This window comes from Leptospira sp. GIMC2001, assembly GCF_028462125.1.
GTDB lineage: Bacteria > Spirochaetota > Leptospiria > Leptospirales > Leptospiraceae.
In genome coordinates, this window is record NZ_CP115468.1 from 400,228 (window position 1) to 412,513 (window position 12,286).

Below are 12,286 nucleotides of genomic sequence, written 5' to 3' on the forward strand. Positions count from 1 at the left end.
ATCTATTCTATCGGTCGTTTTGTCAAAATCACAAAGTCTGCAATTTTGGATTCGTCGGAAGGATTCCATTTATTCTCAGGAATGAAGCTGATCGTTCGCACTCGAAGTCCATTTTTTCTGAGTCTATGGGGAACCCCGCCTCCAAAATCACTATGAAATCTACCGTTCAAGTGGATGATTTTGTTACCTGAACGGAAATGCTCTTGTAAAATTTTCTGAGACATTCCAGCATCCCAGGTATGTTGGGCAAGGATCAATCGATCCATCCAACCGAGATCAGAGGCTGCCTCATCCATTTTCTTGGTTGTATTCAATGTCGCTTTATTTGATTCATCATGCGATTCAGTTTTGGTATTTTTGGCTTGATTCGTGTGAGTATTGAACAATTCTCGCAATCTTTTCTCGTATTCGGTTGATCGATCTCTTAGAATCGAATGAGCCAAAGGCAAATAATCGATTGTGTATGAACTTGATTTTCTAAATGCCAAAATTCCCTCTCTAGATATTTTATTTACATATCTTCTCGGTGGATTAGAGCATATAACAGGAATTTTGTGGTCAAAAGAGTAATCGAGTAAAGGCATATAATCTTTTGAAAAATTATTCCAAAATAGGGATGATTTTAAGAATGAGGATCTGTTGATCTCTCCACTCAGAAATTCATCAACGGGATTCTGCTGATCCCATTCCAGCATTTCTAAGGATAGAGAGACGGATGTCTTCTCTGATACTGAACGTAATATCGAAAGCGTCAGTTGATGTGCTTGTTCGTCATCGTGTTCTTCTCCAATTACTAAAACATCCACATTTTCTAATGATTCTAGGGAATCCACATATTGCGAAGGTTGTAAGACTTGAGAATTAACGGAAGTTATAAGAGAACAAAAGGTTAATAAAAAAATGCCTAGGGGATTATAATTTTTTTTTGGTTTTTGAGTCATCTGCTCGTCCTATCTTACATAAGAATTAAGAATCCCATGAGTACAATATATAAATTATTCATTTTGTCGTCCTTTTTCATTCTCTTGAGCTCAACTCTGTCTGCTCAAGTGATGAACGAATTTACTGCAGCGGAAGCTTTCTACACCTTCAAAAGTACAAGTGATCCTGAGCCCACGCAAATGCTTAGACAGAACATTAAATCTGCACTCAAAAATGCTCTGATTAGGCACGTGCCGGACGGTAAAAGGCTTTCCAAAGATCTGAGCGATGACAGTTACAATTTTGAGCAAATTCTAGAAAGCAAAATTGTAATTGCGAAATTTCAAGATTACTATTTTGAATTTCGTTATTCAGCGAATCCCAGCAAATATCATATGACGCCGATAAGCCAACGGTTTTACAAAAAACCATCTGGCTGGGAATCTCCGAGTCAAGCTCTCAATGCAGAGCCGAGTAAAGGTTCCAGCACTCCTCAGTAGCAGTTTTAACTTTCCAACCTTTAGACGACTGGTAATCTGGTAAGCATACCAAGTTCTAGAGGGGATTGGAATTGCCGATTATCCATTTAGCATTGCCTGCCGAAGCAAAAACTTTACGCAATCGGTTAGGTCTCAAAAAGATTCGCTCGATTAGAAAAATGGAAATTTTTCAGAAAGAGAATCTGAGTCTGGTAGTAAGCGGAGTTGGAAAGGTCAACACAGCTGTTGCAATAGCGAGTGTTTCCAGTCTATATCCTCAATCATCGGATTATTATTTGAATCTGGGAATCTGCGGGAGTTGCAGATCGGATCAACTTGTCGGTGAAGCTTTCATGGTTTCAAAATGCACCGATATTGGAACTGGTCGGTCTTACTATCCCGATCTAATCTCTTCATCGCCTTGGAAATCTGCATCAATTGCGAGTTTTGATAAGCCCGTAATCGGAATTGCACCTGATGGTTACGACCTTGTTGATATGGAAGCATCAGCATTTTTTCAATCAGCGATTTATTTTGCAGAGTCCCATAGAATCCACTCAGTCAAAATTGTGTCTGATCATCTTGAAGGAAATTTCTGCAAGGCTGAGGACATAGAAAGTTGGATGGACAAAAATATGGATTCCATAATTAGCTGGCTTGAATTTCAATCAAACCCGACCAAAGATTTAGATTCGTCCATTGAATTAGCCCAAAATATTCATACGATCGTAGATTCAATAGCCAAAAATCTTCGTCTTACTGCAACACAGACTTTCACATTACAAAATGTAATTGAATCCTGGTCCTTTCGAAATATCGAATATTCAAGAAAACCATCAGATAGTTGGAAACAATTTCTGTATAAGCAAAGCGATTTCCCAAATAAATCGGAAAGCAAATCAAGACTTAAGTCTATAATGCAATTTTTCCAAAATGAATAAATTACCTCCTTATTCCCATATTTATATTGAGAAAGGTGCAGAAAAATTCCCTATTGCAGAGAAGATTCTAGCCAAATTCACTCGAGCAGAAATCATTCAAGTTGATAATTATAAAGAGATATTCAATCGTCCAGGTCAGAATTTTCAATTTCAGAAAACCTCACCAAAATTAATTCTAGCAAGAAAAAAAGATAATTTTCTTTATAAAGGATCCAATCTAGCTCCGGATTTTGGTGAAGAGAATTTTTACTACAATGCTTTGATTTTAAATTGTCCGTTTAACTGTGATTATTGTTATCTTCAAGGAATGTATAATTCTGGAAATATTGTAATTTTTGTCAATTTGGATGATTTTTTTGAAGAAACAGATAAGTTATTAGATGAATTGAAGAGAATATACTTATGTCTGTCCTATGATACTGATTTATTAGGAATGGAATCGGTTATTGGATATTGTAAGGAATGGATTGAGTTTGCAAGACTTCGTCCTGAATTGATATTAGAACTAAGAACTAAGTCTGCTAATTGGAAATCAATCGAAACCATTCAACCAATTCCGAATGCGATCTTGGCTTGGACGCTTTCTCCGCAATCCGTTGTAGAACGCTTTGAGAAAAAAACAGCAAGTCTAAATGCAAGATTGGACACATTAACGAAGGCATTAGATAAAGGCTGGCCTGTGAGAATATGCATAGATCCTATATTATATTTTGATGGTTGGCAGGAAGAATATAGAAAACTGATTCAAGAAATTCGAAGATTTGATGTGCTAGATCGAATAAGAGAAGTTAGTCTAGGAAGTTTTAGAATGAACCGAGATTTTTTTACCAAAGTAAGAAAATCAAGACAAGACTCCATTCTTTTTCACCAACATTTTGAAACCGAGGATTCGGCAACATTCTATCCATTAGAAATCCGTGAAAATTTAGTCGAATTCATAAAAGAAGAGTTATCGCAATGAGAAAAAAGAAAAAGACAACCGACTCAATTCATGAAATCAGAGAAAGTTCGGAATTATCTAATGAAGATTCAATCTTAATTCCAAATCCGATTCCTGTTCAACCTGAATTGCAAAAAGGAAAATTTGTAACTGGGTCAATATGGCGTCATGTGATTGTGATGTCTCTCACCGCATCCGTGGGATTGATCGCAATATTTTTTGTTGATTTAGTTGATATTTATTTCCTCAGTATTCTGGGTGAATCTGAGATAGCTGCGGCAGTCGGTTTTGCGGGAGCTATATTATTTTTTATGATAGCACTTTCCATAGGTCTTTCTATAACTATGACGGCACTGGTTTCTAAATCCTTGGGAAGTGGAAATCGAGCCAGGGCTATAGGATGGATGGCTAACGTTTATTTACTCATTGTTTATATAACTGTTCCCATTTCCATTGTTGTTTGGATTTTTATTCCTGAATTACTCAGTATGATCGGCGCCGAAGGAAAAGTGTTATCACTTGGGATGGACTATCTTCGTATCATTGTCCCATCTTCTCCTATACTTGCCTTGGCAATGGGAAGTGGAGCTGTCCTTCGTGCTATTGGAGATGCTAAAAGATCCATGTTCTCCACCATGGGAGGAGCAATCGTTAATGCAGTGTTAGATCCTATTTTTATTTTCTATTTTGAATTAGGAATTGAAGGAGCTGCAGTTGCAACGGTTTGTTCAAGATTCGCTATTCTTGCGATCGCACTTCATCCGCTTTATCATCTTCATAAAATGTTTGATGGATTCCATTTTAATCATTTTAGATTGGAGTTGCGTGAGATGATGAAGATATTTTTTCCTGCTGCTCTTACGAATCTTGCAACACCAATTGGCAATGCATATGTAATGTTTACAATCGCTGCATTTGGAGAGTCTGCGGTTGCGGGTATGTCTGTGATTGGAAGACTGGCTCCTGTCGCTTTCGCTGTGGTTTTTGCTTCGTCAGGTGCTGTCGGCCCGATAATAGGACAGAATTTCGGTGCCGAAAGATTCGATCGCTTGATGGAGACCTTGACTAAATCATATTATTTTGTATTTGGATATGTGGTTTTTATTTCTATAGTTCTTTATGCCATGAGCGATTGGATTGCTGACTGGTTCTATCTTGAAGATTCCGCTCGAGAAATTGTTATTCTTTTTTGTAAATATATTTCAATAACTTTTTCGTTGAATGGTGCAATGTTTGTATCCAATGCCGCATACAATAATCTTGGTTTGGCGAAATACTCAACTTATTTCAATTTCGCAAAAGCTACTATTTTTACAATTCCTTTTGTTTATTTTGGATCGATTTGGTGGAATGCGCCGGGTGTGATTTTTGGCCAGGCAATTGGTGCGAGTATTATAGGCGCAATTTCTATACTTTTTTCTTATAAATTGATTCAGAATTTGATTAAAAAATTATAAAATCTTGATATAAATCAATGCAGTTCTCTGTTTGAATTGTATATAATGCCCTTAATTCGAAATTGAAGGGGGTGATTTATGCTATCAAAATCTCAGGCAAGGGCATTCTTCTTGGGAGGCAGTTTTATTTTCAGTGCTGTCTTTATAATACTTACGGTCGACACGGTTCGGCAAAATGATGTGCGAACGAATTCGCAAAATCTGACTGAGTCTGTATTGAAAGGTAAGCTAATCTGGGAAAATAATAATTGTATGGGTTGCCATACTTTATTAGGTGAAGGCGGGTATTATGCACCTGACCTGACAAACGTCGTTGATAAACGCGGTGCAGAATGGATAAAAATATTTCTTGATGATCCAGAAGCAATGTTTCCTGGTGAGCGAAAAATGGTTAAATATAAATTTACCAAAGAAGAGAAATCACAAATCATCGATTTCTTAGCTTGGGTTGGCAAAATTGATACCAATGGATGGCCTCCAGCACCCAATATTTCTAGTGCGGGATTATCTCAAAGTCAAGATAAGGTGGTCGTAACTAACAAAACCTCGATGGCTATGCCTGTCAAATTTCAACAACTATGTATCGCATGCCACGCCGTGGGTGGCAGTGGTGGTGTAGTAGGGCCTAGCTTAGATCATGTTGGAACAAAATTCGATAAAGAATATTTAGATAAGTGGTTATCTGATCCGCAAGCTGTAAAGCCTGGAACAGCAATGCCTAAGTTGCCGCTAAGCGAAATGGAAAGGAAAGAAATTATTCTATACCTTTCTGATTTGAAATAAAGGAGAATATAATGAAATTTCAATCTCAAAAAATCGCATATTGGTTTTTCGCAACTTGTATGCTATTACTTAGTCTACAAATTGTTTACGGTTTTATCATGGGCTTTGCTAGAATTGGATACGATGTTTTCCATGAATATATACCTTTCAATACAGCACGTGCGACACATACGAATTTATTAGTCGTTTGGCTACTGACAGGATTTATGGGAGCTGCATATTATATAGTTCCCGAAGAGTCCGATCGAGAATTGTACAGTCCTAAGCTAGCTTGGATTCAGTTGATATCTTGGGTTATTGTTGGAGTTACTGCAATCATTGGATTTCACTTCAATATTTGGGAGGGAAGGAAGTTACTAGAAATTCCTAGACCGTTAGATTATTTAGTGGTTGTGAATGTTCTACTTTTCTTATATAACATAGGAATGACGATTTGGAAAGCTAAGAAAAATAGTACGACTCAATTGGTGCTTTTCTTTGGTCTACTTTCTGCTGCTCTTCTTTATCTTCCCGGCATGATCTATTTCGACAATCATACTTTGGATTCCTACTTTCGATGGTGGGTTGTTCATTTATGGGTTGAGGGAGTATGGGAATTGATTATGGGTGGAATCCTTGCATTTCTTTTGATCAAGTTGACTGGTGTGGATAGAGAAATAGTTGAGAAATGGTTATATATTGTGGTCGGATTGACTTTTATATCAGGAATACTGGGAACCGGTCATCATTACTATTTTATCGGAACCCCCAAATACTGGTTGTTAGTTGGTGGAATTTTCTCTGCATTAGAACCACTTGCTTTTCTCGCGATGGCAATCTGGGCTCTTAATATGTATCGCAAGAAAGGAAAAGACCACCCTAATAAGATTGCTCTTTATTGGACATTAGGAAGTGCTGTGATGTCATTCGTTGGTGCTGGATTTCTTGGTTTTGCTCACACATGGCCAGCAGTGAATCAATGGACACATGGTACGCTGGTAACAGCAATGCATGCACATCTTGCCTTCTGGGGAGCATATGCAATGTTAGTTCTTGCGGTAATCTCCTACGTTATGCCTAATATGACGGGTCGTAAAATATACAATGGAATGTCTGGCTATTTAGCATTTTGGTCATCCAATATCGGAATGGTTGGAATGACGGGAGCATTGGCAGTTGCAGGAATCGCACAGGTTTACCTAGAAAGAAAAATGGGTATGGATTTTCTTGCAGTTCAGAAGGAAGTAGAATTCCACTTTATAGGAATGTTGCTTGCAGCGACTCTATTTACGTTCGGAATAGCTTTGTTTATTATTGATTTCATTCGCTATGGTATGCCTTCGAATGAAAGCATCGGTAATTCTGATGATCTTGATCTATGATTAGAAACGCTGAACCAATTTCTTCGGAACAAATTCAGGAGCCCTACTACGAACCAGTAGGGCAAGAGATAGAAGTTTTTTATAAAGCGGCGGAACATATGCTTCCGCTTCTACTCAAAGGTCCGACAGGAACTGGCAAGTCGAGACTGCTAGAAACTATGGCTTATCGATTGAATCGACGACTAATCACTGTAATATGCAATGAAGAAACATCTTCGGTGGATCTGGTGGGCAGGTATATTGTTAAGGGAGCAGACACTGTCTGGCAGGATGGTCCTTTAACCATTGGCGTTCGTGAAGGAGCAATAGTATATTTGGACGAAGTGGCTGAGGCAAGACCAGATGTATTAGTCGCAATACATTCTCTAACCGACCACAGAAGGTCATTATTTATTGATCGAACAAATGAGGAAATTGTTGCAAATAAAAACTTTCTACTCGTCGCTTCTTTCAATCCCGGATACCAGAGGGGATTCAAAGAATTAAAACCTTCAACAAGACAAAGATTTTTGAGCATTGATTTTCAATATCCAAAACCAACTGTGGAATCAAAAATCATAATGGGTGAAACCAAAATCGATGAGAGAATATCCAGCAAGCTTGTTCAATTTGCGAATCTTGTCAGAAATAAACCAGAGCTTGGATTGGCCGAAACAATTTCAACTCGGCTTCTTGTTTCTTGCGCTCTCCTCATTCAATCAGGTCTGGGGCCAAGACTTGCAGGTAGAACTGCTATTATACTTCCTCTCACTGATGATAGCGATACCATAGAATCTTTGCAGGATGTTTATAATCTTATTTTTTAATAAAACTATAAATGATTGGCAAGTGGCTAAATTTCTATGATTGATTGGGAACAATATTTATTTTTCTTTGGTTACAGAAAATTCAAAAAGATAAAAGAATTATTTGCTAAACCAAATCCTTATTTTGAGTATCAGATACATAAGAATGACTCACAAGTATCTAAATACTTTTTAATCATGACAGGACAGAGTGTACTCTGTATTTCCAATCACAATCATATTCATTTAAGTTCTACTACCTTTACCTTTCCAGAAAAAATGAGAGTATTAAATTCCGAGAAAGAAAGTGAAGAGTACATCAAGATTTTCCTAGGTATCATATCATTCTGTTATATGGAAAAATACAATTCATGGAAATCAGATAATGATGATAGCTCAAAGAATCAAAAGTTACTTTTAGATAACAATTCATTTAAGGTTTATAAGAAATTTCTGAAAAAGTTTCCAGGATGGCGAAATGATTGGAGGGCAGTCAATGCAAACCTCAAGAAACTAAATAAAATTGATCCTTCCCATTATCAATTATTACGAAATATTTTAAGAAGAGCGGTTGATTCTGTTACTATAAATGATTCGAAGTCCAAAGTTGCGACGAATCCATACAAATTAGCACAGAAATTTCAAGAACGAATCAAAGAATCCAAAAGTTCAGCGGATTATGAAAATGCAGAAGTAATTGAAGTCAATCAAAAGAAAATAGATGAATATACGCTCGGTCATAATTTCGAAAAAATAGAAACAGCCGAAGAGTTTGAAGGGAATTGGAGAGACATTGATGGCTCCGAAGATATGGATGAAGAAGAAGCTCTAAAGGAAGTCAATCTAAACTATGTAATTCGGTCAGAAGATGCAGTTCATTCAACTCAATCCATGGAATCAAGTTCTGGTCACGCGATGGAAATCTTGGATTCAACTGAGAAAGATATTTCCCACTACTATGATGAATGGGATTTTAGATCTAGAACTTATAAAAAAGAATTCTGCAGTCTAAAGGAATCTGAATTCAAAGAATCAAACCTTCCATTAATTTCAATTATTTTGAATCAGAAGAAAAAGACTATACTTCAATTTCAAAAGAAAATGCGAATCTTAATCAACCAAAGACGAATTCAAAAACGTTTAAGTTACGGAACGGACTTCGATCTAGATGCATTGGTGAATCGGTATTCAGATATTATAGCATGTGTATCACCTACTGAAAATATATACACAAATCATAATATAGATTCATCGGATATAAGTTTATACTTTCTCATGGATCTCAGCTTATCAACCGATTCCTGGATTCAAGGCAAGCGAGTTCTGGACGTTGCTCGTGAATCAATTGTAATTTTCTCCGAATGCCTTCATTCTATGTCCATTCCATTTGCTGTGGGCGGATTCTATTCTAGAACAAGAAATCATTGCAAATTTTTAAAGATCAAAAATTTTCAGGATGATTGGAATAAAATAAAATACCGAATGGGAAGCTTAGAGCCTGTCGGATATACTCGTATTGGGCCAGCTCTAAGGCATAGCAAAACTTTATTCAATGGATTGGGAATGCGCAAAAAATGGATAATTCTATTAACCGATGCAAGACCGAATGACTATGATCGATATGAAGGAAAATATGGAAATGAAGATGTCAATCAGGCTGTAAAAGAATGCAGGAATGAAGGAATATTGATTCATACATTGGCAATCGGTTCAGAAGATCGACCGACTATTCCAGCTATGATGCGTCATGCGAGCTATCAAATGCTTTCCAACCCGGACAAACTAATTGATTCACTGAATGATTTCTTTCGTAGAGTTATTGCAAGTTAGCTTAATTTGCCATCCGGTCTGGGTTGGATCAAAATTTTGAAGTAAGTCAAAATGAATATTCCGAATGCAACAATCCAAAGAATTCCAGAGATCGAATATCCAAGCAAATAAAAATTAGCTATTGGGAAAAATGATCTTACAATTACAGCTAAGTTTATTAGTATATAAGATAACACTATCCAATTGGATGCTTGAATCTTACGACCTGTATGTCCTAGCGAGACTCTTGTAATCATTCCATAAATAAATATTCCGATGCAGCCAATCGTTAGAATATGAAGGCTTGATGAATATGGGAAAAGATTTAGGTGAGAAAGACCATAAAGAAAAAGTCCGATCACAAGCCATACATACCCTATATGCAAAATAATTAATATTGGATATCGCGTAGCCAACCAAGATTTCCAGGTTAACAATCTTAGGAGATTTGCAATTGCGAAGAAAATCGCAAATAGTCCAGCTGCAATTCTAAGTTCCTCTGTCCATGCAAGTGATAGTTCCAAGGCTATAAATAGAAACGAGGTTTGGATCACAATATTTTCAACGGTTTCATTTTTTTTGAAATTGTAATTAGGAACGACGATTCCTGTAAAAAAAGGTAAAATTCTTCCTGCGATAATTACTATAAATACTAAAATTGAAAAAATGGAAATATGGATAAAATGCATTACAAGTTGAGAATCCAAAAGTCCCGAAAAAGAAAACAAAGTGAGTATATGCAGAATTGTAAAAATTATGAAGTTATAAACGATGATTCTATTGTGCCTTTGTCCTTCGGCATATAAAGGTTTAGTGAGAAGACTTAATGCGAAGAAGTCAAAGCTAAGGTCAAAACCTGCCGATAGAAATTGAATATAAATGTTGTCTAGAAAAATAAATCGACCCAATAGCCAAAGTAAACTTAAAATGAAAAGCGATTTGCCTCTTGTGATCGTTTTCCCAGTCCAATTCTGTGCTGCGGTAAAAAGGAATCCTATGATGATTGCCCGAGAAAAACCAAAGACCATTTCATAAGAATGCCAATGGATCGGATTCATAACAATTGGATTTGGAATCAATCTGAGGAGAATCAATATCCAGATCGAGAGAACTGCAAAAGATTGAATCGCACCGAAAAGGAAGAATGGACGGAAAGCGGTGTTCCAGATACTCAATTGAAAGAAAGAATTTAATGACATACTATTAATCTATATGACTATATTTTAATTTCATTGATCTAGATCAATTATCAAGCAATAAGTTCTTTTAAATCTTCTCTGTTTAAAATTTCAATTCTTCCTTTATCAATTCTAATAATTCCTTGGTCTTTGAATTGTTTTAATGTTCGAGAAAATGTCTCAGGTCGTAAATATAGTAGAGAGGCAATTTGGTTTTGTTTCAATCTCAATAGATCATCATTGCTATAATAAAGAAAATGCGCTACTCTATGTAGAGAATCCATCGTTAAGCCACGATTGATTGCGGAATTTAGCATATCAATCTTATTGAGAAGTGAGAACATAAGTAGATGATTGAATCCAATTTCACTGTTCAGTTTGTTCTGATATTCTGAAATAGGCATTCGGTAAACGGTGCTATCTTTTGCAAAGCGTCCAGAGGCTGGATACGGAATTCCAAGAAGTACGGCCCATTCAGCGATCATATTTATTGGATTAAAGAAGTTTAAAGTCATTTCGTTTAGATTGCCATCATATTTAAAAATCTGTATGCTACCTTCGACCAATAGATCTAGATATTCTACAGTATCGCCTGAATGAAAAAGAAATTCATTCTGTTTATAATCGATTCTTTTGCAATTCTGAAATATTTGAATGAGTGTATCTGCTGTAGGCCTTTCTATCCACTTCAAGGTCATGATGTCTTCCTCAGATGCTGCTATTTATATGTACATTTTGTACGGTAAAATATCAAACTATTAGTGGATTTGAATCAATGCAATTCAAATACACAATTGTTTAGAAAAACGGAAGTGTCAAAAGCTAGTTTAAGTGTAAATTGGTTGTGTCTATTTAGAATTAATCTAAATACAATGTACTTACTATGAAGTAAAAGAAAAGACAATCAGCATCATCAAAAATAAAAACTAAGGCTAAATTGATGCTGACTGCCTTCCAGGGATCTCGGAGAAAATGATTGTTAAAAAAATTAAACTGTGTTTCTAAGAAGTCCTCTCTTAATTAAAATGTTTCTCTGCGTCTGCGAAAAATTGCTTGGTTAATCTTTCAAAAACAGATTTCTCACTCGCAGTTTTTGCGTTGTACCAAAATGCCAAAATCAAAGGCATCCATTGACCATATCGTCGCTCAATGCTGTATTTGAAAGTTTCCACTTCTTTACCGTTTTTCCAAAGTATATATCTTACATCATACCCGTCTTCTTCACTCCAGGCTGGTAGAAGAGTTATAGTCATGGTTGATAATATCAAGAAAGCAAGAGCAGGTTTACTTGGAGATCTGTAATCAACTTTCACATCTACTAAATATCCATCGTTCGGCACTTGAACACCAGCTTCTGTTTTTTTGAAAGGAGTTTTGACTTGGAAATAAGTTTCCAAAGACTCACGTCCTCCTAAATTGAACTGTGGGAAATACGGGAGATTGTAAACTAGCTTTTTGTCGTAGATTTTGTTTTCGCTAGAAAGGGGATCCGCTTTCGGATAATTCTTATAATCTATTAAGCAATTGGTGGATGTGGAACCAACAAAAGCAATTAAGCATAGGCAATAAATAAATTTTTTCATAGTCTTCAACTTATTAGGTTAGACTACTTTTGTCCTCATAAGTTCTCCT

At 36.3% G+C, this 12,286-nt stretch carries 12 protein-coding genes; 8 read left to right on the plus strand and 4 right to left on the minus strand.

The window, feature by feature from the left end; translation table 11 throughout:
• Positions 1 to 2 precede the first annotated feature (2 nt).
• Positions 3 to 941 carry a ChaN family lipoprotein gene (locus tag O4O04_RS03340; RefSeq protein ID WP_272534171.1) on the minus strand — a complete coding sequence of 313 codons (939 nt, stop codon included), beginning with the start codon at positions 939 to 941 and terminating at the stop codon, positions 3 to 5.
• Between the two features lie 36 nt (positions 942 to 977).
• Here O4O04_RS03340 and O4O04_RS03345 point away from each other — a divergent pair, with 36 nt between their 5' ends.
• The 8 genes from O4O04_RS03345 (at position 978) to O4O04_RS03380 (ending at position 9,497) form a co-directional block, all read left to right on the plus strand.
• Entirely contained in the window at positions 978 to 1,421 is a 444-nt protein-coding gene (locus O4O04_RS03345; protein WP_272534172.1) for a hypothetical protein, read from the plus strand.
• Between the two features lie 71 nt (positions 1,422 to 1,492).
• Positions 1,493 to 2,341, plus strand: coding sequence for a 5'-methylthioadenosine/S-adenosylhomocysteine nucleosidase family protein (locus O4O04_RS03350; protein WP_272534173.1), 849 nt, complete (start codon positions 1,493 to 1,495; stop codon positions 2,339 to 2,341).
• Complete coding sequence (locus O4O04_RS03355) at positions 2,334 to 3,302, plus strand: SPL family radical SAM protein (RefSeq protein ID WP_272534175.1); 969 nt, start codon at positions 2,334 to 2,336, stop codon at positions 3,300 to 3,302. Before O4O04_RS03350 ends, O4O04_RS03355 begins: the two co-directional genes overlap by 8 nt.
• Entirely contained in the window at positions 3,299 to 4,738 is a 1,440-nt protein-coding gene (locus O4O04_RS03360) for an MATE family efflux transporter (RefSeq protein ID WP_272534176.1), read from the plus strand. Before O4O04_RS03355 ends, O4O04_RS03360 begins: the two co-directional genes overlap by 4 nt.
• 78 nt (positions 4,739 to 4,816) lie before the next feature.
• Complete coding sequence (locus tag O4O04_RS03365) at positions 4,817 to 5,521, plus strand: c-type cytochrome (protein ID WP_272534178.1); 705 nt, start codon at positions 4,817 to 4,819, stop codon at positions 5,519 to 5,521.
• Positions 5,522 to 5,532: 11 nt separating this feature from the next.
• Positions 5,533 to 6,882, plus strand: a complete 1,350-nt coding sequence (locus O4O04_RS03370) for a cbb3-type cytochrome c oxidase subunit I (protein WP_272534179.1) — start codon at positions 5,533 to 5,535, stop codon at positions 6,880 to 6,882.
• Positions 6,879 to 7,688 (plus strand): CbbQ/NirQ/NorQ/GpvN family protein, encoded by an 810-nt coding sequence (locus tag O4O04_RS03375; RefSeq protein WP_272534180.1) that lies wholly within the window; start codon positions 6,879 to 6,881, stop codon positions 7,686 to 7,688. The genes O4O04_RS03370 and O4O04_RS03375 overlap by 4 nt, the downstream gene beginning before the upstream one ends.
• 36 nt (positions 7,689 to 7,724) lie before the next feature.
• Positions 7,725 to 9,497 (plus strand): nitric oxide reductase activation protein NorD, encoded by a 1,773-nt coding sequence (locus tag O4O04_RS03380; protein WP_272534181.1) that lies wholly within the window; start codon positions 7,725 to 7,727, stop codon positions 9,495 to 9,497.
• Here the strand turns inward: O4O04_RS03380 and O4O04_RS03385 are convergent.
• From O4O04_RS03385 to O4O04_RS03395, 3 genes are all read right to left on the minus strand, one after another.
• Positions 9,494 to 10,675: an NnrS family protein gene (locus O4O04_RS03385; protein ID WP_272534182.1), complete on the minus strand. Its 1,182-nt coding sequence runs from the start codon at positions 10,673 to 10,675 to the stop codon at positions 9,494 to 9,496. The two genes, O4O04_RS03380 and O4O04_RS03385, sit on opposite strands and share 4 nt — an antisense overlap.
• Before the next feature lie 50 nt (positions 10,676 to 10,725).
• Entirely contained in the window at positions 10,726 to 11,352 is a 627-nt protein-coding gene (locus O4O04_RS03390; protein ID WP_272534184.1) for a Crp/Fnr family transcriptional regulator, read from the minus strand.
• Positions 11,353 to 11,670: 318 nt separating this feature from the next.
• Positions 11,671 to 12,237: an LIC12231 family lipoprotein gene (locus tag O4O04_RS03395; protein WP_272534186.1), complete on the minus strand. Its 567-nt coding sequence runs from the start codon at positions 12,235 to 12,237 to the stop codon at positions 11,671 to 11,673.
• Positions 12,238 to 12,286: the final 49 nt, after the last annotated feature.

Bases quoted from the DNA above. Each gene is read 5' to 3' on its own strand.
- O4O04_RS03340 (WP_272534171.1), bottom strand. From the start codon at position 941: ATGACTCAAAAACCAAAAAAAAATTATAATCCCCTAGGCATTTTTTTA.
- O4O04_RS03345 (WP_272534172.1), top strand. From the start codon at position 978: ATGAGTACAATATATAAATTATTCATTTTGTCGTCCTTTTTCATTCTC.
- O4O04_RS03355 (WP_272534175.1), top strand. From the start codon at position 2,334: ATGAATAAATTACCTCCTTATTCCCATATTTATATTGAGAAAGGTGCA.
- O4O04_RS03360 (WP_272534176.1), top strand. From the start codon at position 3,299: ATGAGAAAAAAGAAAAAGACAACCGACTCAATTCATGAAATCAGAGAA.
- O4O04_RS03365 (WP_272534178.1), top strand. From the start codon at position 4,817: ATGCTATCAAAATCTCAGGCAAGGGCATTCTTCTTGGGAGGCAGTTTT.
- O4O04_RS03370 (WP_272534179.1), top strand. From the start codon at position 5,533: ATGAAATTTCAATCTCAAAAAATCGCATATTGGTTTTTCGCAACTTGT.
- O4O04_RS03375 (WP_272534180.1), top strand. From the start codon at position 6,879: ATGATTAGAAACGCTGAACCAATTTCTTCGGAACAAATTCAGGAGCCC.
- O4O04_RS03380 (WP_272534181.1), top strand. From the start codon at position 7,725: ATGATTGATTGGGAACAATATTTATTTTTCTTTGGTTACAGAAAATTC.
- O4O04_RS03385 (WP_272534182.1), bottom strand. From the start codon at position 10,675: ATGTCATTAAATTCTTTCTTTCAATTGAGTATCTGGAACACCGCTTTC.
- O4O04_RS03390 (WP_272534184.1), bottom strand. From the start codon at position 11,352: ATGACCTTGAAGTGGATAGAAAGGCCTACAGCAGATACACTCATTCAA.
- O4O04_RS03395 (WP_272534186.1), bottom strand. From the start codon at position 12,237: ATGAAAAAATTTATTTATTGCCTATGCTTAATTGCTTTTGTTGGTTCC.